Below are 22,265 nucleotides of genomic sequence, written 5' to 3'. Positions count from 1 at the left end.
CATGAGACTTGATAAAAGTAAAGAGATATTTGACAAGACCAAAAGATATATTCCTGGTGGTGTTAACAGTCCAATTCGTGCATTTAAGAATTTGAGTATTATTCCGCCTATTATATCAAAAGGAAAAGGCTGCCATATATTTGATGTGGATGGGAATGAATACATTGATTTTGTGCTGTCCTGGGGGGCAATGATATTAGGGCATTGTGACCCTGATGTTGTAAATAGGATAAAAGAAGTGGTGGAAGAACAAATAGCATTTGGTGCTCCAACAGAAATTGAATATGAGATGGCAAAGCTTGTGTGTGAGACAGCTCAAATTGATATGGTTCGATTTGTTAATTCAGGAACAGAAGCTACAATGACTGCTGTAAGACTTGCGAAAGGCTATACTGGGAAGAAAAAAATAGTAAAGTTTGCAGGCTGTTATCATGGTCATCATGACATCTTTCTGAAAGAAGCAGGATCAGCAGTAGCTGAGCTAAGATTAAAAGGAATTGATGAAGACATTGTGCAAAATACAATTGTTGTTGAATACAACAATTTAGATTCAGTAGAAAAAGCTTTTAAAGAAAACAAAGATGAGATAGCAGCTGTTATAATTGAGCCTGTGGCAGGAAATATGGGAACTGTAGCATCAAAAAAAGAGTTTTTACAAACTTTAAGAGAAATTTGCAACTTCTATGGCAGTGTTCTGATTTTCGATGAAGTAATAACCGGCTTTAGGCTCTCATTAAAAGGGGCAAGAGCTTTATATAATGTTGAGCCGGACCTTATAACTCTTGGAAAGATAATTGGTGGAGGACTTCCTTGCGGTGCAGTTGGTGGCAAGAAAGAGATAATGCAGTGTTTAGCACCCCAAGGAAATGTCTTTCAGGCAGGTACTATGTCGGGCAATCCAATTGTGATGAGTGTAGGGTACGCTACTATCAAGAAGCTTAAAGAAAATCCTCATTTTTATAGTAATTTGGAGATGTTAGCAGGAAAATTCGAAAAAGAGTTGACACAAGTCTTTTCTAATTCCAATTTAACTTTTTGCATAAACAGGGTAGGTTCAATGCTAACAATCTTTTTTGGAGTTGAAAAGGTAGAAAATTTCGAGATGGCAAAGATGAGCGATTTAGACTTGTTCAGAAGTTTTGCAGAATATATGATAAAAAACCATATTTATGTTCCTTCTTCTCAATTTGAAGCGATGTTCTTATCTGTAGCACATAGCGAAAATGATGTAGAAAAATTCGTTGAAATTGCTGAGGAATTTTGCTCTTCAAAAAGGAAATGATAAGAACAACGTCTTGTAGTTAACTTAGTATGTTTAAAAATATGTTGATAGAATAAAAGGAGACGTGTAAAATAAATTTATACTAAATCTATCTAAATAATTTAATACAATAACATACAGGAGGGTAATTTTATGGATATCATAATAGATGAAACATTACAAGAAAAATATGAAAAATTAAAAAACTATATCAAAAGCTTAGGAAGCCTTGCAATTGCTTATTCAGGTGGAGTGGATAGTACATTTTTAGTCAAAGTTGCTTATGATGTTTTAGGAGATAGAGTTATTGCTGTGACTGCAACATCCTCAACCTATCCAAAAAGAGAACTCAATGATGCAATAACATTCATAAAACAAATAGGAGCAAAACACATAGTCATAGAATCAGAAGAGCTTGAAATTGAGGGATTTAATAAAAACCCTGTTGATAGATGCTATTACTGCAAAAAAGAGCTTTTTGAAAAGATATGGAAAGTAGCAAAGGCACATGGAATTGAGTATGTTGCGGATGGTTCAAACTTTGATGATTTGAATGATTTTAGACCTGGCATGAAGGCGGCATGTGAGCTGAATGTGGTAAGTCCACTTAAAGTTGCTGGGCTTACAAAAGAGGATATTAGGAAATTGTCAAAAGAGTTGGGACTTCCAACATGGGACAAACCTGCCTTTGCATGCCTTTCTTCACGCATACCTTACGGAGAAAGAATAACAAAAGAAAAATTAAGCATGATAGAAAAAGCTGAGGAATATTTAATTGGACTTGGGTTTAAGCAGGTGAGGGTAAGGTATCATCAAGACAAACTTGCACGAATAGAAATAGGTAAGGATGAGATGGAGAAGTTTTTAGATATTAAGTTAATAGAGAATGTTAGGAATAAGTTTAAAGAGTTAGGTTTTTTGTATATTACTTTAGATTTAGAGGGGTACAGAACAGGGAGTATGAATTTGAGTTTGAATTTATAGGTTTTTTAAAATTTTTATTTGATATTGACATTTTCAAAGTATATATGGTATCCTTATAAAGGTGAAAAAGAAGTAGAAGTCTATCGCTTCTCACCTTTCCGAGAAATGACTCGGAGGGTCAATAGTGCTTTTTGAGCCATATTAATATGGCTCAAAAAGAGGTAAGGGAGTGGATAGGCTATGCTTCTATCCACTTTTTGTTTAAATTAGGAATTAGGGTTATTTATTTTCAGGAGGTGTTTTAATATAAATAATAAAGATTTGCTCATTAATGAGCAGATAAGAGACAAGGAAGTAAGAGTAATTGATGAGAACGGTGTTCAACTTGGAATTATGAGCATAAAAGAGGCACTGAGGATTGCTGAGGAAAAAAAACTTGATTTAGTTAAGATTGCTCCTCATGCTAATCCACCTGTGTGCAAGATAATGGATTATGGCAAGTATAAGTTTGAACTTGCCAAAAAAGAGAAAGAGGCAAAGAAAAATCAAAAGGTTATTAACGTAAAAGAAATCAGGCTTACAACCACAATTGAAGAACATGACTTTAACGTAAAAGTAAAAAATGCAATTAGGTTTTTACAGGATGGAGACAAAGTAAAGGTGTCTATTCGATTTAGGGGTCGTGAAGTTTTGCATCCTGAAATAGGTGAAGAAATTATAAACAGGTTCATAGAAAAAATAAAAGATTACGGAGTTGTTGAGAAAAAGCCGAAATTGGATGGAAAGAACCTTACAGCGGTCATTGCGCCAAAACAGCAATAAAAATTTTTGATGGGGAGGAGTTTTTTGATGCCGAAACTTAAAACACATAGAGGTCTTGCAAAAAGAATTAAGATTAGTGGAAGTGGGAAATATTTAAGAAGAAAAGCAGGTAAAAGTCACCTTTTGAGCGGTAAGTCAAGAAAGAGAAAGAGAAATTTGAAAAAGACGGTGGTTGTTGATGCTACCAACGTTAAAGCAGTCAAAAAGCTTTTGCCGTACCTATAAACAACAATTTTGAGCAGGAGGTAGAGTTATAAATGAGAATAAAAAATGGTGTTTGGGCAAGAAAGAGACATAAAAAATGGCTAAAACTTGCAAAGGGTTATTTTGGTGCAAAGAGCAAGATTTTTAAACAAGCGCATGTAGCTGTAATGAGGTCTTTAAGATATGCATATATAGGTAGAAGGCTTAAAAAGAGAGATTTTAGAAGGCTGTGGATAACAAGAATTAATGCAGCAGCAAGACAAAATGGTCTTTCGTACAGCAAGTTTATGAATGGTCTTAAAAAAGCAGGAATTAATCTTAATAGAAAAGTCTTAGCAGATATGGCTGTTAATGATCAAAAAGCATTTGCTGAGCTGGTTGAAATTGCTAAAAAGCAAATAAATGCGCAGTAAAATGTTTCAAATTTTAATTTTTTTTAGCAAGGGTTATTGATAAGATGTCCACAAAAAAAGTTGAGTTTATTAGTAGTCGCGAGAACGAATGTATAAAGAGAGTAAAAAAACTGCATGATAAAAAGTACAGAGAAGAGTTTAGGTCTTTCATAATTGAAGGTTTAAAACTTGTCAAAGAAGCTATTGAGTATCAGATTGAATGTATAAACTTGGTTATATTTTCTCAACAGGCAAAAGAGAAGTATCAAGAATTTTTTGAGGAGTGCAAGTACCTTTTACAAGATGGGAAAATAAAAAGAGTTATTGAGGTTCCTGATAAGTTGTTTGAATACATTACTACAACTTCTACACCGCAAGGTATTTTAGCTGAGTGTATTTTTGTTGACAAAGATATAAATTTTATAAAAAATCTGAGAAGAGTAGTTATAGCTGACAACCTACAGGACCCTGGCAATTTGGGAACATTAATTAGATGTGCTGATGCATTTGGATTTGACGCTGTTGTAACAACAAAGGGAACAGTTGATATTTACAATCCTAAGACAACACGTGCCACAATGGGTTCACTTTTTCATCTTCAGATTATGAGAGAGGCTGAAGAGGGAAAATTAATCAAAATCCTAAAAGATAATAGCTTTGCAGTTTATGTGGCAACGCCGTATGGTGATATTGAAATTTCAAAAATTGTTCCTGACAAAAGATTTTGTATTGTTATTGGTAATGAATCTGAAGGAGTTAGCGATTCTTTTGCAAAGGTGGCAACAAGAAAGATAAAAATTCCCATGGTTGGCAAAACAGAGTCTTTAAATGCGGCGGTGGCAGCTTCAATTGTGTTGTATGAATTGAGAAAAAGATAGAATTTAAGCCTTCATCCAGAGTTAAAATTGTGGATGAGGGCTTAAAAATTAATTAAAAGGTGGTATAAGAAATGAACGATAAAACTCAACATTTCTCATTTGAAGAGAGTATGGAAAAAAAGGTTAAAGAGATATTGAGTGAAGTTTACAGTGCGCTGAAAGAAAAGGGTTACAATCCAATTGCTCAGCTTGTAGGATACTTAATATCAGGTGACCCAACTTATATTACTAATCATAAGAATGCCCGCTCTATAATAAGGAGAATTGAAAGAGATGAAATATTGGAAGAAATTGTTAAGTTTTATATTGATAATAACATTGAGTAGTTTAATTTTCAGCTTAAGTTTTGCATTCAGTTTCTACAAATTTGAAGGGAAAGAGTTTATTAATAAATATTTTTTTTCTGCTACAAAAGAAGTTATTTCAAGTAGCAAAAAAGGTTGGGCAGTGATTGTAGTTTTAAAAGATCAAAAAAGAAGTCAAAAGATTAAAGAATATCTTGAAAAAAAAGGGACAAATATTAGCGGTCTATCACAGATTAAAAAGAAAAAAGAGGGTCTGTTTTTTTTATACAGTGGTGATGGCAGATTAATCTTTGTCTTCGATAACCTTTCTGATGAAGGCTTTTTTACTTTCAAGTCAGTTCACACTAAAAGAGCTGGACTTGTGCTGGACAGCGAGTTTATGGATATATTAGAAGGCAAGTTTAATAATGATGCCAAAATATTAGTAGCAAAAGACTTTTTACAATACTTGTGGAAGTTTTTTTGGGCATTGAATTATCAGCTTATGTATCTTAATAAGTATTTGATAGTGCTTTTTGCTGTTATTATTATATTCTCAATTTTAGAAGCAATAATTTATTTTGGTGGTTTTAAAATAGGTTTACCAAGCGCTATGCGTATGTATATTTTAAAATTATTTCCTACCATAGTGTTACTTTCGTACCTTTTTATTATCTACTCACCGATAATAGTTCAGTATATTAACCATATTTTTATATTTTTATTACTATTTTTTGCAAATTCGTTAATATTATCATACTTCAGTTTAGAAAAAACTCAAGCTGGAGTTGCTTTGGGTGGAATCCTCTCTATTTTGATTCAAGCTATTTTTTATGATAACTATTTGCAAATTATTTCTACGGCGGGATATCATCCTTCATTTGCAAATAGGTTTTATGGCATAGGCAATGAATTTTTTGCTTATTTATTGGGCTTTGCATTTGTATTTTCAATTGTGACTAAGATTCCTTTGAAAAATCTTTATATATTCCTTGGGATCTTAGCTGTATTTTTATCTATTCCCTATTATGGTATAAATTTTGGCGGGCTTGTTTCCATGCTTTTAGGTTTTATTTTGTTTTCAGTTATAACTTCACGAAACAAAAAAAAGATGATTTTTTTATTGTTACCAGCTGCAATCTTGATAGTTTTTGCTATCTTCAAGAATAGCTATCTATTTAATGTTTTTTCAAACACTGAGGTTTTACTTGGTGCAATGAAAAGAAAAGTTCTCATGAATCTTTCTTATTTTGTATTATATCCATTGACAATTTTGCTTGTTAGTTGCTTTGTGATTTTAAGTATCTTAGCTTTGACCAAAAATGAAATTTTGGTTTTAAGACCACTTGAAAAAGAAAAAATAAAATTGTTTATTATAATTACTATGTTTGCATGGCTTTTAAACGATTCAGGCACGATAATTGTAGGTCTTTTATTGGGATTTTTAAACTTGAATATATACATTGCAAAGATGGTGAAAGAATATGGAAACAATTAAACTTGGAAGTACATCACTTTATGTGAGCAGAATATGTTTTGGTACCTTGACTTTAGGGCCGCTTCAAAAGAGATTATCTATTGAAGATGGAGCAAGGCTTTTGGCGTATGCGTATCAAAAAGGTATAAATTTTGTTGATACTGCTGAGCTGTATGAGACATATGAATACATAAGAAAGTCAATCCAGATAAGTGGGATACGACCAGTGATATCTACAAAATCATATGCTTATGATAAAAAAACAGCAGAATTTTCTTTAAATAAAGCATTGAAAGAACTGGATGTTGATTACATAGACCTATTTATGCTCCATGAACAGGAAGGTGAGAATACTTTCAAAGGACATTATGAAGCAGTTGAGTATTTTTTAAAAGCAAAAGAAAAAGGGTATATAAAACATTTTGGTATATCTACCCACTATGTAAAGGCGGTAAAAGATGCCCTCAAATATCCAGAAATTGAAGTAATCCATCCTATATTTAACTATAAGGGAATTGGAATTGTAGATGGTACAGTTGATGAGATGGCTGAGGCAATAAAAGAAGCTTACATACATGGCAAAGGAATTTTTGCTATGAAGATATTTGGTGGAGGCAACCTCCTTTCTAACTTTAAGAAAGCGCTTGAGTTTATATTTGATTTTCCTTATCTTCATTCTGTTGCAATTGGTATGCAAAGTATATTTGAAGTTGACTATAATATTAGATGCTTTGAGGAAAAGAAGGTTTACTTGGAAAAGGAATTATTAGAAAATATAAAGACAAAAAAGATTCATGTTGAAAGCTGGTGTGAAGGCTGTGGAGAGTGCGCTTTGCATTGCCACCAAGATGCTATTTCTGTGAAAGATGGAAAAGTGGTTGTTGACTATTCCAAATGTCTTTGCTGTGGATACTGCAGTAGCTATTGTAAGCTTTTTGCTTTAAAAGTAATCTGAAGCAAATCGGAAAAGTAGAAAGGTGGTTGCAAATTGAGGATTCTATGTCTTGACATAGGTAACAGCAGAGTTGGTGTTGCAATTTCAGACCCACTCAAAATTACTGCTCAGCCGGTTATGACAATTGAGTTACGAAATAAAGATTTGTTTGAAGAACTTGACAAGATATTTCAAGGATACAATATAGAAAAGGTTGTGATAGGCTATCCTCTTTCTAAGTTACATCCTGATCAGAAAGATGAAAAACTTAAAAAAATTGATGAGATTTCTGAAAAGATTGAAAGCAGATACAATGTAGAGATTGTAAAATGGGATGAGAGATTTTCAACAAAAGCTGTTGAAAGAGTGATAGATGAAGAACTGAACTGGAAAAGAAAGAAAAAGATAATTGACAAAGTTGCGGCAGTTTATATTCTTCAGGGGTATCTTGACTTTTATAATGGAAGCTAAGCATCTTTTGTGTATGTTGATTTTGGTCTTCTTAAATGGTATATTAATGATAAAAATCTTTCCAAGAAAAGCGAGTGATATTATTGAATATAGAAGTACTAAAAAATGAAATTTACAAGCTAAAAGAAGAAAAGAACGCTTTGATAGTTGCTCACAATTACCAAATTGATGAAGTGCAGGAGATTGCTGATTTTGTGGGCGACTCTTTTTATCTTAGCAAAGTGTGTGCTGAGCGTCCAGAAAAAGTTATAGTATTTTGTGGAGTTCACTTTATGGCTGAGAGTGCAAAGATACTTTCGCCAAATAAAAAGGTACTGTTGCCAGAGATAGATGCTGGATGTCCTCTTGCTGATATGGTGACTGCAGAAGATGTTGAGAATTTAAAAAAGAAATATCCTGATTATTCAATTGTGTGTTATATTAACTCTCCTGCTTCTGTCAAGGCAAAATCAGATGTTATCTGTACTTCATCAAATGCTGTGAAGATTGTAAGAGAATTTCCTAATGACAAAATAATTTTCTTGCCAGACAAAAACTTAGGAAGTTTTGTAAAGAAACAGGTACCGGAAAAAGACATCATCTTATGGGAAGGATTCTGTATTACCCATTACAAGATAAAAAAAGAGGATGTTGAAAAGGCAAAATCTTTACATCCAAATGCTTTGGTTTTGGTCCATCCTGAGTGTAGACCAGAAGTAGTTGAGCTTGCTGATTTTGTCGGAAGTACAAAACAGATAATAGATTTTGCTACTGCTTCAAAAGAAAAAGAGTTTATTATCGGCACAGAGATGGGAGTGCTGTATAGTTTAAAGAAGCTAAATCCCGACAAGAAGTTTTATATTCTTCATCCAGGGATGATTTGTCCTAATATGAAGAAGAATACTTTGCAATCGGTAAGAGATGCTCTTTTGTATGAGAGGTACCAGATAGAAGTTGAAGAAGAAATTATGGAAGGCGCAAAAAAAGCACTTTCTAAGATGCTTGAAATTGGCTAATTTGTAAATTGGGGATGGTTAGTTTGACAGAGTTTAAAAGGTTTTGTATTGAATTTGACTCTGGTAGTGATGAAGTATTAAATTTTGATGTAGTGATTATTGGAACAGGCGTTGCAGGGCTATACACTGCAGTCAATCTTGACAAAAGACTAAAAACTGCTCTTGTAACAAAAGAAACCATGCAGGTTAGCAATACCATTTTGGCCCAAGGTGGGATTGCAGCGCCACTTAGCCATGATGACAGTCCTGACATACACTATATGGATACAATAAGAGCGGGCAGTGGTCTTTGTGATTCGCACATGGTAAGAATTTTGGTTGATGAGGCTATTGAAAATATAAATGTTCTGCTTAAGATGAATATTCCGTTTGATTTAGATGACGAAGGTGAGATTGTTTTAGGTCAGGAAGGAGCACACAGCCGACGAAGGATTATCCATGCAAGTGGTGATGCAACGGGAAGAATTGTGTCTGAACATTTAGGACATGTAGTTAAGTCATATGAAAACGTTACAATATTTGAAAATGCTTTTCTGGTTGATATACTCACCGATGAACAGAACACTGCCATAGGAGTTTTGCTAAAGATAAATAATAAGAATGTCATTTTATTTGCAAAAAACATTGTTCTGGCATCTGGTGGCTATGGATATTTGTACAAATACACAACCAACCCTGAGGTGACAACAGGCGATGGCTGTGCTGCAGCTGTAAGGTGTGGAGCAAAGGTTGTGGATATGGAACTTGTGCAGTTTCATCCTACAGTGCTTTATCATGAAAAAAACAAGAGCTTTTTAATATCAGAGGCAGTAAGAGGAGAAGGTGCTCTTCTTTTTAATAGTTTTGGTGAAAGGTTTATGCCTAAGTACCATCCTCTTGCAGAGCTTGCACCAAGAGATATTGTTTCTCGTAGTATATACTTTGAGCTGCAGAGGACAGGTTCTGAAAACGTATTTCTTGATATTACTCATCTTGATGCTAACTTTATAAGAAAAAGATTTCCTAATATATATCAAAAATGTTTGGAACTTGGTATCGATATTACAAAACAGAGAATTCCTGTTGCACCTGCGCAGCATTATAGTATGGGTGGGGTGCTTTCTGACGAGTTTGGCAGAACCACTGTAGAAAACCTTTTTGTATGTGGTGAGGCAGCAGGGACACGTGTTCATGGAGCAAATAGGCTTGCATCAAATTCACTTTTAGAAGGTCTTGTTTTTGGAAGAAGAATAGCTCAATATATCAATGGCAGGTTACAAAAAAATGTAAAACACATAGCAATCTATCATAGAAGCTTGAGTAAAAAGGATTTTGATTTGAACGTAGCTACCGAGATTGAAGGTTTGAGAAGTAAAATGAGTGAGCATGCAGGGATTGTGCGAACAAGAGAAGGACTTGAAAAATTGATAGATTACATTGTCTCAAGGTTAGAAATATTGAATATAATGAGACTCAGCACTCAAAAAGAGATAGAATATTATAACATGCTTATGATAGGATACATCCTGGCAAATGCTGCGCTTATGAGAAAAGAAAGTAGAGGCTCTCATTACAGAAAAGATTTTCCGTATCAGGACGATATTAACTGGAAAAAGCATTTGGTATACTCAAACATTTATGGATGGGAGGAAATCTTTTAAATGCTGAATTTTTTGGTGATTGATAAAATTATTAGAGATGCACTTATAGAAGATATGCCATATGGAGATATTACAACAGACTTATTAATTCCACAAGAGAGTACGTCGAGTGCCGTTTTATTGGCTAAAGAGAGCGGAATTTTATGTGGAATAGATGTGGCAAAGAGGGTATTTGAGATATTAGACTCAAACATAAAATTTGAAAAGTTAAAAACTGATGGAGACAATATTCAAAAAGGTGATGTTTTGGCCAAAATACAAGGGAAAACGCGGACAATCTTGATGGGTGAAAGGCTTGCTTTAAACATTCTTCAAAGGATGAGCGGTATTGCAACGTTTACAAATATGCTTGTCCAAAAGGTGAAAGGATACAGGGCAGCTGTCTCTGATACTCGAAAGACCATTCCTCTTTTGAGAATGCTTGATAAATACGCTGTTTTTGTCGGTGGTGGAAAAAATCATAGGTATTCTTTATCTGATGCAGTGCTAATTAAGGATAATCACATAAAGGCTGTTGGGAGTATAACAGAGGCTGTAAAAAGGGCAAAAGAGAATGTCCCACATACAATGAAAGTTGAAGTAGAAGTGCGTAATATGCAAGAGTTTGAAGAGGCATTGGCTGCTGGTGCAGATATAATTATGCTTGACCATTTCACAGTTGATGAGATGAAAAGGGCTGTTGAGAAAGCTGAAGGAAGAGTTTTAATAGAAGCATCGGGGAATATAAATATTGATAACATTGAAGAGATTGCAAAAACAGGTGTTGATATTATTTCTGTTGGTTCTATTACCCATTCAGTAAAAAGCCTTGATATTAGCCTTGACTTTGTAGACTAAAGTTTTTGGAGGCAAACTCTTATGAAAAAAATGACATTTTGTCCACTTGACTGTTTTGACAGTTGTGCGATTGTTGTTCAGGTTGAAGATGGGAAAGCAGTAAAAGTGTACGGTAGTAAAGACCACCCTATCACTAATGGTTTTTTATGCCCGAAAGGTTATAGATTGCTTGAGAAGGTTTATTCAAAAGAAAGGATAACCACTCCTCTTTTGAGGGTCAAAAATGAATTTCACCAAATTTCCTGGAACCAAGCTCTTGACATGATTGCAGAGCAAATAAAAGAGATTTTAAAAAAGTACAACTCAAGTGCCATTTTATACTATAGTGGAGATGGGTATGAAGGATATTTAAGAAATATTGAAAGGTTATTTTTTGATTATTTAGGTGGTGCAACATACTCTGAAGGGAGTTTGTGCTGGGGAGCAGGTCTTCTTGCCCAAAAAATGGATTTTGGAAATTCGCTTTGTCATTCACCGTTTGATATTTTTAATTCTAACTGGATTGTTCTTTGGGGAAGAAATGCTATATGGACAAATCTTCATCTTTTTTATTTTGTCCATATGGCAAAAAAACAGGGTAAAAAAGTAGCAGTGATTGACATTTACCCTACCGAAGCGTTTAAGATAGCTGATATTGGGCTGATTATAAATCCTGGGTCTGATTCTTACCTTGCCTATGGAGCAATAAAATATATATTAGAAAATGGGAAGGAAGACAGAGAATTCATCGAAAAGTATACCATTGGATTTGAAAAGGTAAAGGAGATTGCAAGTAGAATAACATATGATGAGATAGAGAAAAAGTGCGGTGTGAACAAAAAAGATATAGATAACATTGCAAATATTTACATTCAAAAGCCTGTATCAACTTTTATTGGATATGGTCCGCAAAGATATACAAATGGAGTAAATACAATTAGAACAATTGACTATCTTGTTGCAATCTCAGGTAATGTGGGAATAAAGGGCGGAGGTTCAAACTTTGCTAACAGGTTCACTCAAAATTTAGCTTCAGTTTTCAAAGACGATAACAGGGCTGTGAATAAGCGTTTTTATAACAGAGCAAAACTTGGTGAATATCTAAAAGACCAGCAAAACCCGCCGATTGAGATGATTTATATATCTGCTGGAAATCCTGTTTCGCAGTGTCCTGACTCAGATTTGGTATTTAGGGAACTTCAAAAAAGATTTGTGGTTGTTGTTGATATGTTTCTGACAGCAACAGCCCAGGCAGCAAATATTATACTTCCTGCTGCAAGTTTTCTTGAGAAAGAAGATGTGTTTGTGCCGAATATGTGGCATGATTATATTGGGGTTTCTGAAAAGGTTATTGAAAACATTGGTGAGTCAAAATCAGAGGTTGAGATAATAAACCAGCTTGCCAAAAGGCTTGACTTGGATTTTCCTATAAAATCAGAAAAAGAGTGGGTAGAATATGTAAAAGCTCATTTTGAGAAAGCTTTAAATATTAAATTTGACAAATATTTTGTGCGTGCAACCAAAATGGAAGTTCCATGGGAAGATAAACTATTTGCAACAAAGAGCAAAAAATTTGAATTTGAAAATGAAAAGATGGGTGTAGCTGTGCCAACTATAGATGAAAATAAGATATTAAAAAACCAGCTCAGACTTGTGACTGTTCATTCTCAAAAAACATTGCATTCTCAGGAGTTTTTTGAAAGAAGACCAATTGCTATTTTTAATATTGAGGATGCAAAGAGACTTGGAATTGGAAATGGCGATAAAGTGCTTATTTACAATGGCTGTGGAAGTTTTGTTGTTGAAGCAATTTTGAAAAAGGATATAAAAAGAGGTTATATAATTGTTGAAGAAGGTTATCAAAACCAAAATATTGAGACAATAAACTCTTGCATTTTTCCCAAGACAGCAGAGATGGACAGTCAAGCAGCATTTAATTCAAATTTTGTATTTGTGAAAAAGGTGGCAACATGAAAAATTTATTTATTTTGGCGGGTGGAAAGTCAAAAAGGCTTGGATTTGACAAATTATATCTTAAGATTAGTAATCAAAGTGTTATACAATTAATAGACAAGAGTATAGGTGGACTTTTTGACAAAAAGTTTATTGTGGTAAAAAACGGGTATATAGAGTTTGAAGGGTTTGAGGTGATAAAAGATAAAATTAATATAGATGCACCTGTTGCAGGTGTCTTGACAAGTTTGATGGTTACAAGAACAAATAAGAATTTTATAATAGCATGTGATATGCCGTTTGTGAAAAAAGAACTTGTAGAATATATGCTAAGTTTTGATGGTTACGATGCAGTTGTTCCTTATTATAATGGCTATTTTGAGCCTCTTTTTTGTGTATATACTAAAACATTTTTAGAAAAAGCATTGGATTTTATAAACAAGGATATATTTTCTCTTTCTGCTATCTTACAGAACTCAAATGTAAAGAAAATTGAACTTGACGAAATTTTGAGATTCGACTCTTTTTTAGAAAGTTTTAGAAATATAAATACTCAATCTGATTTGGAGGAGGCAAATGAAAGGTTTAGAAGATCTCTTTCAAACCAAGTTTGATTTAGGAAGAGTACCAGTTGCTTCAGATTTGATTGTAAAAGAGGTTACTGTAACAATAGAAGATAGAGAATTCTTTGAATATGTTAAAAGCAAAATAAATGTTGATAGAATAGGTGAAGTGGTGTTTGCGATAAAAGATGGCGAAGAAGTGCTTGTTGTAAGACAAAAAGAGTATCCTGATAAGGTTTACAGGATACCTTCTGGTGGCATCGGTCTTAACGAGGATGTAGATGAGGCTTTGAAAAGAGAAGTAAAAGAAGAGCTTGCACTGAATATTAAAGATTTTTTGTTGATTGGAGCGATAAAGTATAATCTTCTCTATTTGCAAGAACATTTCGATTTTTATTCGTTTGTATTTTTAATTGAAAAGTATGAAAATGATAATCTTGCAAAAACTGATGGTGAAATTTCTGAAGCAATAAAAATTTCTTTTGGTAAATTAAAAAATCTTTGTGATATCTTGAAAGAACAAAGAGGTTTTTGGGGTGACTGGGGCAAGTTTAGGTTCTATTCTACTTATCTTGTATATGAGTACCTTGTACGAAAGAAAATAAACTAAAAAAGAGGTGTTGTTTGGAGTATGGCAAAAGTATTTTTGGCAAAAGGGAAAGGACTGAGAGTAGAGAGCGGTCATCCATGGGTTTTCAGGCATGAAGTACAGAAGATAGATGGGAAGTTCGAGGATGGGGATATTGTTGATGTGTTAAATTTTAAAGGGAAGTTTGTGGGAAAGGGATTTATAAATTCCAAGTCTCAAATACTTGTAAGACTTTTTACACGCAAAAATGAGGAGATTAATATTGACTTTTTTAGAAAAAGAGTTCAAGATGCCTGGGAATACAGAAAAAGTATAGGTTATACACAAAATTGCCGGCTTATATTTGCTGAGGCTGATTTTTTACCAGGACTTATTGTTGACAAGTTTGGTGATGTTCTTGTAATGCAGACATTATCAAAAGGTGTTGACAAATTTAAAGATAAGCTGGTAGAAATATTAGTTGAGGTTGTCAATCCAAAAGCTATATATGAAAGAAATGATGCAAGGGTAAGAGAGATTGAAGGACTTGATTTGAGAAAGGGGTTTTTATATGGCAGCTCACCTGTGGAAGTTGAGATAGAGGAAAATGGTATTAAGATGATAGTGGATATAGAAAATGGACAAAAGACAGGATATTTTTTGGACCAAAAAGAGAACAGGGTTGCAATAAGAAACTTTGTAAAGGATAAAGTGATTTTGGACTGTTTCTGTCACACAGGAGGATTTACAATAAACGCTGCCAAGTTCGGTGCATCAAAGGTCATAGGTGTTGATATCTCAGATACAGCAATTGAACAAGCAGTAAAAAATGCTAAGTTAAATGAGGTTGAATCAAAATGTGAATTTGTGGTTGCAAATGTTTTTGATTATCTGAATGAGCTTGACGACAAGAAAGAAAAATACGATATGATAATACTTGACCCTCCTGCATTTGCAAAAAGCATACACACTTTGGAAAATGCAAAAAGAGGTTATAAAGAGATAAACTTGCGAGCTATGAAGATACTCAAAAAGGGTGGAATTCTTGTGACCTGTTCATGTTCACATTATATGAAGCCAGACATATTTTTTGAGGTTATTAAAGATGCTGCAATAGATGCAAAAAAGACATTAAGACTTATTGAGTACAGAACACAGGCGAAAGACCATCCATATCTTGTTAGCTATGAAGAGTCTCTGTACCTCAAATGTTTTATTTTTCAGGTTTTATAAGATTTACAAGGAGGCTAACTGTAAATTGAATTTGCCAGAAGAATTTTTGTCAAAAATGAAAGAGATTTTAAATGATGAATTTGACCAGTTTATAAAAATATATGACTTTGACAGTTATAAAGGTTTTAGGGTCAACACTGCCAAAGTTTCAGTCGAAGAGTTTATAGATAAAATAGGAATTGAATTTGAAAGAATTCCATGGTGTAAAGATGGTTTTTACTACACTGAAGAGTTAAGACTGAGCAAACACCCATACTATTTTGCTGGGCTTGTATATATTCAAGAACCATCAGCCATGTTTCCGGTTGAGGCTTTGGATGTAAAGGAAGGCGAAAAAGTTTTGGACTTGTGTGCTGCACCTGGGGGAAAGAGCATTCAGATAGCAGCAAGACTTGGTCAAAATGGATTGCTTGTATCCAATGATGTAAAACCATCAAGAATCAAGGCGCTTGTAAAGAATGTTGAAAATCTTGGGCTTACAAATGTTGTCATTCTAAACAACAAACCAAAAGAGATAGCGGAAAGCTATGGTGCATATTTTGACAAGATTTTAGTTGACGCACCTTGTTCTGGTGAGGGAATGTTTCGCAAAGACCCAACGGCAGCCAAAAAGTGGACTTCCAATCATCCTGAAAAGTATGTCAATCTGCAGAGAAGTATAATGACAGAGGTGGATGAACTTTTGAAAGTGGGTGGTGAGATAGTATATTCCACCTGTACGTTTGAAGTAGAAGAGAATGAAGGAATTATTGACTGGTTCTTAAAAAAACATAAAAACTATGAGGTTGTTGAGATAAAAAAATATGAGGGTTTTTCGGATGGAATTGAGATAAATGGCAATGAAAATTTGAAAAAAGCGGTGAGAATTTACCCGCATAGGGTCAGAGGCGAGGGACATTTTATTTGCAAGTTAAGAAAGGCGAGAGAAAGTGGATTTGAGTGGACTTTTCAGCCACAAAGATTAGAGGTGGACAGTGAGGATTTAAAAATTTTCGAAAAGTTTTGTAATAAATACTTGAACATAGACTTAAGTAACTTTAAAGATAGGGTGTTTTATAAAAAAGCAAACAAACTGTATTTGGGTTTTGACGGACCTTTTGATAAAATAACACCGATTCGAAATGGTCTTTTGCTTGGAGAAGTTTACAAAGGAAGATTTTATCCTTCTGCTCATTTGATTGCGAGTTTAAAGTGCGAAAATCTCAAGGTTGCTATTAACTTTTCTCAAGAAGATGAAAGGCTGTGGAGGTATTTAAAAGGCGAGACGATAGAGAACAAAGAAAATCTAAATGGATTTGTAGGGATATGTGTAGATGGCTTTACTCTTGGATGGGGTAAAGCAGAGGGACATATAATAAAAAATTATTTCCCAAAAGGATGGAGATTAGAATAAAAATGAGGCTTGACAAGTTTCTGACTCACTGTGGTTTTGGTTCACGAAGTCAGGTTAAAAAGTTAATAAGAGAAGGAATTGTGACTGTAAATGGGAAACAAATAGTTGAAGTTGATTTTAAGATTAATCCTGAAGAAGATATAGTCGAAGTTGATGGCAGAGTTGTAAAGTTCAGTAAACAGATTTATATCATGATGAACAAACCGAAAGGTTATGTGTGCTCAAATGAAGAGCTGGCATCACTTACAGTGTTTTCACTTATTTCTGATGATTTAAAGTATCGAGATTTGCATACAGTTGGAAGACTTGACAAAGACGCAGAAGGTCTTTTGATAATTACAGATGATGGTGAATATACGCACAGAGTTATCTCACCCAAAAAAAGAATTGAAAAAGAGTATTTAGTAAGGCTTGAAAAAGAGGTGGATGAGGAAAAGCTGAAAGAGTTTGAAAATGGTATTATCTTAGATGATGGTTATAAGACACTTCCTGCAAAATATACTATTATTGATAGTACCACAGTCAAATTGTGTATATATGAAGGTAAATATCATCAAGTTAAAAGGATGTTCGAAGCAATTGGAAATAAGGTGGTGGACCTAAAACGTCTGAGAATAGGAGGTCTTAATTTAGACCAAAGTTTAAAACCGGGTGAATACAGGGTGATGAAAGAAGAAGAGGCTTATTTGGTGTTTGGTAAGTAAAAAGAGAGGAGAGGTAATTGAAAGATGAAACAGGTTGAGTTAAAAAATCTTGTTAAGGTTTCAATCTTTGGTGCTTTAGCATTTGTTGTAATGCTAATAGAATTTCCTTTAGGGATATTTCCGGAGTTTTTAAAGCTTGATTTTAGTGACTGTATAGCATTGATAATTTCATTTGCTCTTGGACCTGCTTGGGGTGTGGGTGTTGAATTTTTGAAAAATGTACTTCATCTGTTTGTTACCAAAACGGTCGGAATAGGCGAATTTGCTAACTTTATGATTGGCGGCTTTTTTGTGTACATTGCAGGATACATATATGCCAAGAATAGAACTAAAAGAGGTGCTGCAGTAGCTCTTATTATTTCTACCATTGCATTTTCTGTCTGGGCCGGTTTGCTAAACTACTTTGTGCTTCTCCCTCTTTACGAAAATGCTTTGAAATTTCCAATCTCAGAGATAGTAAAAATTGCTTCAAAGGTAAATGGTCTTGTGACAGATAAGTTTACATTGATTTTATTTTCAATAATTCCATTTAATTTGGTAAAAGGTACAATAATTTCAGTGGTTACTTTTGTTATTTATAAAAGGTTGTCGAAGATTGTAAAAAGATAGGAGATGAAAATTATGGGTGTTTATTTTGAAAATGAATTTGGAAAGATAGAGATTACCAATGATTGCATTGCTACAATAATAGGGCTTTCGTGTATGGAAAGCTATGGTGTTGTTGGTATGGCATCAAAAAGTGTAGCAGACGGGATAGTTACACTTCTTGGCAGGGAAAACTTGCAAAAAGGTATAAAGGTTATGGCAGAAAATGGTATTGTCAACGTTGATATTCACATAATTGTGGAGTACGGCACCAGAATTCCTGTTGTTGCTGAAAATATCAGAGAAAGAGTTTCATATGCTATTGGAAAATACACAGGTCTAAAGCCGGGAACTATAAATATCTTTGTAGATGGTATTCGTTTGTAACTTGCTGAGGAGGATTGGACTATGAAATTTTTAACTGCAGATGTGTTAAAAGATATGTTAAAAGCTGCAAATAATTATTTAAAATTGCACATAGATAAGATAAACTCATTAAACGTTTTTCCAGTACCAGATGGTGACACAGGCACCAATATGTCTGCCACTCTTGACAGCAGCATAAAAGAAATAAATGGAAAGACTTTCGAAAATGTGGACAAACTTATGAATGCAGTTGCGTTTGGCAGCTTAAAAGGTGCACGCGGTAATTCTGGTGTTATTCTTTCTCAGCTTTTACGCGGATTTGCCAAAGAGCTAAAAGGCAAAGATGTTATAGATACACCAACATTTGTTGCTTGTTTAAAATCTGCGTCTGCAAGTGCTTACAAAGCAGTGATGAAGCCTACAGAAGGCACTATGCTCACAGTTGCACGCGGGATTGCAGAGGATGTTGAAAAAGAAGTGGCAGAAGGCATTGTGAGTGAAATAGAGGATTTGCTGGAAGTGTGCGTTTCAAGCGGGAAGAAGTGGCTTGCAAAGACACCAGAGATGCTTTCTATTTTAAAAGAGGCAAATGTAGTTGACAGTGGCGGTATGGGTCTTGTAATAATTTTTGAAGGGATGTATAAATTCTTAAAAGAAGGAATGGTATTTGAAGAGCCATCACAGCAGGAAGTTTATACAGCCCTCACTTTTAAACCTGAAGATATTAAGTTTACTTACTGTACAGAGTTTTTTATTACCGGTTTGAAAAAGAATATTGAAAAAGAATTTAAGGAATATCTTGAGACAATTGGTGATTCAATTATTGTAATCCAAGATGGCGACATTCTCAAAACACACGTTCATACAAATTCACCTGGCAAGGTAATAGAAAAGGCTTTGAAATATGGTGAGCTTATAAATATAAAGATTGATAATATGAAATATCAGCACCAGGAGTTTATAAGTAAAAGAGAAAACCATGAGACAGAACTTCAAACACAAGCTGAAGTTATTATAAAGGAATATGGTTTTGTAGCTGTATCACAAGGAGAAGGATTCAATGAAATATTAAAAGGCTTGGGTGTTGATTTTGTAATTGAAGGCGGACAGACTATGAATCCAAGCGCTGAGGACTTTGTAAATGCTATAAAGAATGTACCAGCCAAAAATGTATTTATTTTCCCGAACAATAAAAACGTGATTATGTCAGCAGAGCTTTCTTTACAGCTTATTAATACAAATAAAAATATAGTGATTATGAAGACAACCAATATTCCTGAGTGCATTACTGCAATGATAAAGTTTGATTTGAACAAGAGTATTGAAGAAAATATAAAGCTCATGCAGCAAGCTATAAACTCAGTAAAGGTTGTAGAAATAACTAAGGCAGTGAGAAATACAAAAATAAACGGGTTTGAGATTGAAGAAGGCGATTTTATAGGGATTTCCAAAAAGGAAATAATTGCATGTGACAAAGATATGTTAAAAGTAGCTTTGGCTTGTGTCGAAAAGATTGTTGATTCTACAACCCAGATTTTGAGTATCTACTATGGCAAAGGTGTAGCCTTAGAAGATATAGAGGTGCTTGTTAAAAACATACAAGAAATATACCCGAAAATTGACATTGAGAGCTATGAAAGTGGAAATGAAATTTATCAATTAATTATTGTAGCTGAGATGTGATGGTAAAATGAATGTTCTTGAAAAAGACATAAGATTCTTAAAAGGTGTTGGAGAAAACAGAGAAAAGCTATTTAAAAAGCTGGGTATAAAAAAAGCCGAGGATTTGCTCTGGCACATACCACGAAAATATCTTGATTATAGTAGACTAAAGAAAATAAGAGAGCTTTGTGATGGTGAGATAGAGTCATTTGTTGCAAAGGTTGCAGGCAAACCTTTGGAGATAGAAACAAGGTCAGTAAAGATAATAAAAATTCCTGTTGAGGATAGTACTGGGGTTGTTACAACTGTATGGTTTAACCAGGACTATATAAAAAACGTTTTGAAAGAAGGAGAGGTTTTTTGCTTTTCTGGGAAGATTGAGAGAAAAGGCTTTTATATTGAAGTGAAAAATCCTGAATTTGAGAAATATGACCAACATCTTATTCATACAGGTAGGATTGTTCCTGTATATAATTCTACTGAAGGTCTTTCACAAAAGGTGATTAGAAATATTGTAAACAATCTTTTGCAGCAAGTTGATGGAATGCTTATAGATATAATTCCGCCTTATATAAGGCAAAAATATAATTTGAGTGAAATCAATTTTGCAATAAAAAATATTCATTTTCCAGAAAACAAATTGAGTTTAGAACTTGCAAGGAAACGACTTGTGTTTGAAGAGTTTTATCTTCTTCAGCTTTCCCTTTTGCTTCTAAAAGAAAACATAGAAAAAAACGAAGGAATAAAAATTGAAAATGTGCAAAGTAGCTTAAAAGAGTTTGAAAAGCTTCTTCCGTTTGAGTTAACTGATGCACAAAAAAGAGTATTGGCAGAGATTGCACAGGATTTAGAAAGTACAAAACAGATGAACAGGCTTATCCAAGGCGATGTGGGTTGCGGAAAGACGGTTGTAGCTTTGGCAAGCGCGTATGCAACAATTAAAGCGGGATATCAGGTTGCACTAATGGCACCAACAGAGGTTTTAGCTTTGCAGCATTATAACGAATGTAAAAAATACTTTGATAATAAATTCAATGTAAGACTTCTAATTGGATCAACTCCAAAAAAAGAAAAGGAAATAATCTTAAAAGAGCTTGAACATGGACTTTGCAAAATGGTCATTGGAACCCATGCACTTATCCAAGATGATGTAAAATTTAAAAACCTTGGCTTGGCAATTACTGATGAACAGCACAGATTTGGAGTTATCCAAAGGGTAGAGCTTACAAAAAAAGGAAGTTCACCGAACATTCTTGTTATGACAGCAACTCCAATACCCAGAACTTTGAGTTTGGTTTTGCATGGAGACCTTGATATTTCTATTATTGACCAGCTACCTCCCGGCAGAAAAAAAATTTTGACATACGCTGTTGATGAGAGTTTTCGCCAGCGTGTGTACAATTTCATAAAGAAACAGTTAGACGAAGGAAGGCAGGTTTACTGGATATGTCCTCTGATTGAAGAGTCAGAAACTTTGAATGCAAAATCGGCGGTTGAATTTGCAAAATCTTTGAAAGAAGGATTTTTTAAAGACTACAATGTAGCTTGCTTACACGGAAAACTTTCTGCAAAAGAGAGAGACAAAATCTTAAATGATTTTAAAGATGGACACATTCATATATTAGTTTCAACTACAGTTGTTGAGGTTGGAATAAACGTTCCAAATGCCACAGTTATGGTGATTGAGAATGCTGAAAGATTTGGACTTGCTCAGCTGCATCAGCTTAGGGGGCGAGTTGGCAGAGGCGAGTACCAGTCGTACTGTATCTTGTTTAATCAAAGCGATTCAGAGATTGCCAAAAAAAGGATGATAGCTATAACAAGAAGTCAGAACGGATTTGAAATTGCTGAAATGGACCTAAAACTTCGAGGACCTGGTGATTTATTTGGAACAAAACAACATGGTATCATGAACTTTAAAGTAGCCGATATCATAAATGATATGGATATTTTAAAGCAAGCAAGAATTGCTGCAGAAGAAACCATTAGACTTAATCTTGTTGATAATAAACTTTTAGAGAAAATCAATAAACAATTTTACAATAATATAGAAAATATTGGCCTTTAACCCTTTTCAAATATTTCTTGTTATAATTTTTTTAAAAGTGAGCATATTAAATAGTGAAAAAAGAAAAGTCTC

Annotated in this window: 23 protein-coding genes; all 23 read left to right on the top strand. The window is 34.1% G+C overall.

The features are described from left to right. Position 1 precedes the first annotated feature (1 nt). The 23 genes from hemL to recG all read left to right on the top strand — a co-directional run bounded on the left by hemL (position 2) and on the right by recG (position 22,193). On the top strand, positions 2–1,282 hold the full coding sequence (hemL, locus tag CALKRO_RS07580) for a glutamate-1-semialdehyde 2,1-aminomutase (protein WP_013430453.1): 1,281 nt from the start codon (positions 2–4) through the stop codon (positions 1,280–1,282). 132 nt (positions 1,283–1,414) lie between these two features. After that, complete coding sequence (gene larE, locus CALKRO_RS07575) at positions 1,415–2,245, top strand: ATP-dependent sacrificial sulfur transferase LarE (protein ID WP_013430452.1); 831 nt, start codon at positions 1,415–1,417, stop codon at positions 2,243–2,245. A gap of 261 nt (positions 2,246–2,506) precedes the next feature. Next, positions 2,507–3,007: a translation initiation factor IF-3 gene (gene infC, locus CALKRO_RS07570; RefSeq protein WP_013430451.1), complete on the top strand. Its 501-nt coding sequence runs from the start codon at positions 2,507–2,509 to the stop codon at positions 3,005–3,007. Between the two features lie 27 nt (positions 3,008–3,034). Further along, positions 3,035–3,232 carry a 50S ribosomal protein L35 gene (rpmI, locus tag CALKRO_RS07565; RefSeq protein ID WP_013430450.1) on the top strand — a complete coding sequence of 66 codons (198 nt, stop codon included), beginning with the start codon at positions 3,035–3,037 and terminating at the stop codon, positions 3,230–3,232. A 32-nt stretch (positions 3,233–3,264) separates the two neighbouring features. Next, the gene (gene rplT, locus CALKRO_RS07560) at positions 3,265–3,624 is read left to right on the top strand and encodes a 50S ribosomal protein L20 (RefSeq protein ID WP_013430449.1); all 360 of its coding nucleotides are present in this window, start codon (positions 3,265–3,267) and stop codon (positions 3,622–3,624) included. Between the two features lie 44 nt (positions 3,625–3,668). Beyond that, the gene (locus CALKRO_RS07555; protein WP_013430448.1) at positions 3,669–4,481 is read left to right on the top strand and encodes a TrmH family RNA methyltransferase; all 813 of its coding nucleotides are present in this window, start codon (positions 3,669–3,671) and stop codon (positions 4,479–4,481) included. A gap of 71 nt (positions 4,482–4,552) precedes the next feature. Beyond that, complete coding sequence (locus tag CALKRO_RS07550) at positions 4,553–4,807, top strand: IreB family regulatory phosphoprotein (protein ID WP_013403403.1); 255 nt, start codon at positions 4,553–4,555, stop codon at positions 4,805–4,807. Then, on the top strand, positions 4,755–6,263 hold the full coding sequence (locus CALKRO_RS07545; RefSeq protein WP_013430447.1) for a hypothetical protein: 1,509 nt from the start codon (positions 4,755–4,757) through the stop codon (positions 6,261–6,263). Before CALKRO_RS07550 ends, CALKRO_RS07545 begins: the two co-directional genes overlap by 53 nt. Further along, positions 6,250–7,197 carry an aldo/keto reductase gene (locus tag CALKRO_RS07540; RefSeq protein WP_013430446.1) on the top strand — a complete coding sequence of 316 codons (948 nt, stop codon included), beginning with the start codon at positions 6,250–6,252 and terminating at the stop codon, positions 7,195–7,197. The genes CALKRO_RS07545 and CALKRO_RS07540 overlap by 14 nt, the downstream gene beginning before the upstream one ends. A 33-nt stretch (positions 7,198–7,230) precedes the next feature. Further along, the gene (gene ruvX / locus CALKRO_RS07535; RefSeq protein WP_013430445.1) at positions 7,231–7,647 is read left to right on the top strand and encodes a Holliday junction resolvase RuvX; all 417 of its coding nucleotides are present in this window, start codon (positions 7,231–7,233) and stop codon (positions 7,645–7,647) included. An 83-nt stretch (positions 7,648–7,730) separates the two neighbouring features. Next, positions 7,731–8,642 carry a quinolinate synthase NadA gene (gene nadA / locus CALKRO_RS07530; protein ID WP_013430444.1) on the top strand — a complete coding sequence of 304 codons (912 nt, stop codon included), beginning with the start codon at positions 7,731–7,733 and terminating at the stop codon, positions 8,640–8,642. A gap of 23 nt (positions 8,643–8,665) precedes the next feature. Then, the gene (nadB, locus tag CALKRO_RS07525; protein WP_013430443.1) at positions 8,666–10,282 is read left to right on the top strand and encodes an L-aspartate oxidase; all 1,617 of its coding nucleotides are present in this window, start codon (positions 8,666–8,668) and stop codon (positions 10,280–10,282) included. Further along, positions 10,283–11,119, top strand: a complete 837-nt coding sequence (gene nadC / locus CALKRO_RS07520; RefSeq protein WP_013430442.1) for a carboxylating nicotinate-nucleotide diphosphorylase — start codon at positions 10,283–10,285, stop codon at positions 11,117–11,119. A gap of 21 nt (positions 11,120–11,140) precedes the next feature. Continuing rightward, entirely contained in the window at positions 11,141–13,072 is a 1,932-nt protein-coding gene (locus CALKRO_RS07515; protein WP_013430441.1) for a molybdopterin-dependent oxidoreductase, read from the top strand. Next, positions 13,069–13,665 carry a molybdenum cofactor guanylyltransferase gene (locus CALKRO_RS07510; RefSeq protein ID WP_013430440.1) on the top strand — a complete coding sequence of 199 codons (597 nt, stop codon included), beginning with the start codon at positions 13,069–13,071 and terminating at the stop codon, positions 13,663–13,665. Before CALKRO_RS07515 ends, CALKRO_RS07510 begins: the two co-directional genes overlap by 4 nt. Further along, a complete protein-coding gene (locus tag CALKRO_RS07505) occupies positions 13,628–14,224 on the top strand; it encodes an NUDIX hydrolase (protein WP_013430439.1) in 597 nt (198 codons plus the stop codon). The genes CALKRO_RS07510 and CALKRO_RS07505 overlap by 38 nt, the downstream gene beginning before the upstream one ends. Before the next feature lie 21 nt (positions 14,225–14,245). Beyond that, a complete protein-coding gene (locus CALKRO_RS07500; protein ID WP_013430438.1) occupies positions 14,246–15,415 on the top strand; it encodes a class I SAM-dependent rRNA methyltransferase in 1,170 nt (389 codons plus the stop codon). Positions 15,416–15,440: 25 nt separating this feature from the next. After that, on the top strand, positions 15,441–16,808 hold the full coding sequence (locus CALKRO_RS07495; RefSeq protein ID WP_013430437.1) for an RsmB/NOP family class I SAM-dependent RNA methyltransferase: 1,368 nt from the start codon (positions 15,441–15,443) through the stop codon (positions 16,806–16,808). A gap of 2 nt (positions 16,809–16,810) precedes the next feature. Next, positions 16,811–17,512: a pseudouridine synthase gene (locus tag CALKRO_RS07490; RefSeq protein ID WP_013430436.1), complete on the top strand. Its 702-nt coding sequence runs from the start codon at positions 16,811–16,813 to the stop codon at positions 17,510–17,512. Between the two features lie 24 nt (positions 17,513–17,536). Further along, on the top strand, positions 17,537–18,121 hold the full coding sequence (locus tag CALKRO_RS07485) for an ECF transporter S component (RefSeq protein ID WP_013430435.1): 585 nt from the start codon (positions 17,537–17,539) through the stop codon (positions 18,119–18,121). Positions 18,122–18,133: 12 nt separating this feature from the next. Next, positions 18,134–18,484 carry an Asp23/Gls24 family envelope stress response protein gene (locus CALKRO_RS07480; protein WP_013430434.1) on the top strand — a complete coding sequence of 117 codons (351 nt, stop codon included), beginning with the start codon at positions 18,134–18,136 and terminating at the stop codon, positions 18,482–18,484. Positions 18,485–18,505: 21 nt separating this feature from the next. Next, on the top strand, positions 18,506–20,146 hold the full coding sequence (locus CALKRO_RS07475) for a DAK2 domain-containing protein (RefSeq protein ID WP_013430433.1): 1,641 nt from the start codon (positions 18,506–18,508) through the stop codon (positions 20,144–20,146). A 7-nt stretch (positions 20,147–20,153) separates the two neighbouring features. Next, positions 20,154–22,193 (top strand): ATP-dependent DNA helicase RecG, encoded by a 2,040-nt coding sequence (gene recG / locus CALKRO_RS07470; protein WP_013430432.1) that lies wholly within the window; start codon positions 20,154–20,156, stop codon positions 22,191–22,193. Positions 22,194–22,265 lie beyond the last annotated feature (72 nt).

Source organism: Caldicellulosiruptor kronotskyensis 2002 (assembly GCF_000166775.1).
GTDB classification, from domain to species: domain Bacteria; phylum Bacillota; class Thermoanaerobacteria; order Caldicellulosiruptorales; family Caldicellulosiruptoraceae; genus Caldicellulosiruptor; species Caldicellulosiruptor kronotskyensis.
The sequence above is the reverse complement of the archived record's forward strand: the minus strand, read 5'-3'. Positions and strand labels throughout refer to the sequence as shown.

Excerpts from the sequence above, each read along its gene's own strand:
- recG (WP_013430432.1), top strand. The coding sequence starts at position 20,154 with ATGAATGTTCTTGAAAAAGACATAAGATTCTTAAAAGGTGTTGGAGAA.
- CALKRO_RS07475 (WP_013430433.1), top strand. The coding sequence starts at position 18,506 with ATGAAATTTTTAACTGCAGATGTGTTAAAAGATATGTTAAAAGCTGCA.
- nadC (WP_013430442.1), top strand. The coding sequence starts at position 10,283 with ATGCTGAATTTTTTGGTGATTGATAAAATTATTAGAGATGCACTTATA.
- CALKRO_RS07540 (WP_013430446.1), top strand. The coding sequence starts at position 6,250 with ATGGAAACAATTAAACTTGGAAGTACATCACTTTATGTGAGCAGAATA.
- rpmI (WP_013430450.1), top strand. The coding sequence starts at position 3,035 with ATGCCGAAACTTAAAACACATAGAGGTCTTGCAAAAAGAATTAAGATT.
- CALKRO_RS07510 (WP_013430440.1), top strand. The coding sequence starts at position 13,069 with ATGAAAAATTTATTTATTTTGGCGGGTGGAAAGTCAAAAAGGCTTGGA.
- CALKRO_RS07485 (WP_013430435.1), top strand. The coding sequence starts at position 17,537 with ATGAAACAGGTTGAGTTAAAAAATCTTGTTAAGGTTTCAATCTTTGGT.
- hemL (WP_013430453.1), top strand. The coding sequence starts at position 2 with ATGAGACTTGATAAAAGTAAAGAGATATTTGACAAGACCAAAAGATAT.
- CALKRO_RS07500 (WP_013430438.1), top strand. The coding sequence starts at position 14,246 with ATGGCAAAAGTATTTTTGGCAAAAGGGAAAGGACTGAGAGTAGAGAGC.
- CALKRO_RS07505 (WP_013430439.1), top strand. The coding sequence starts at position 13,628 with ATGAAAGGTTTAGAAGATCTCTTTCAAACCAAGTTTGATTTAGGAAGA.
- CALKRO_RS07550 (WP_013403403.1), top strand. The coding sequence starts at position 4,553 with ATGAACGATAAAACTCAACATTTCTCATTTGAAGAGAGTATGGAAAAA.
- CALKRO_RS07480 (WP_013430434.1), top strand. The coding sequence starts at position 18,134 with ATGGGTGTTTATTTTGAAAATGAATTTGGAAAGATAGAGATTACCAAT.
- rplT (WP_013430449.1), top strand. The coding sequence starts at position 3,265 with ATGAGAATAAAAAATGGTGTTTGGGCAAGAAAGAGACATAAAAAATGG.
- CALKRO_RS07545 (WP_013430447.1), top strand. The coding sequence starts at position 4,755 with ATGAAATATTGGAAGAAATTGTTAAGTTTTATATTGATAATAACATTG.
- CALKRO_RS07490 (WP_013430436.1), top strand. The coding sequence starts at position 16,811 with ATGAGGCTTGACAAGTTTCTGACTCACTGTGGTTTTGGTTCACGAAGT.
- CALKRO_RS07555 (WP_013430448.1), top strand. The coding sequence starts at position 3,669 with ATGTCCACAAAAAAAGTTGAGTTTATTAGTAGTCGCGAGAACGAATGT.
- CALKRO_RS07515 (WP_013430441.1), top strand. The coding sequence starts at position 11,141 with ATGAAAAAAATGACATTTTGTCCACTTGACTGTTTTGACAGTTGTGCG.
- larE (WP_013430452.1), top strand. The coding sequence starts at position 1,415 with ATGGATATCATAATAGATGAAACATTACAAGAAAAATATGAAAAATTA.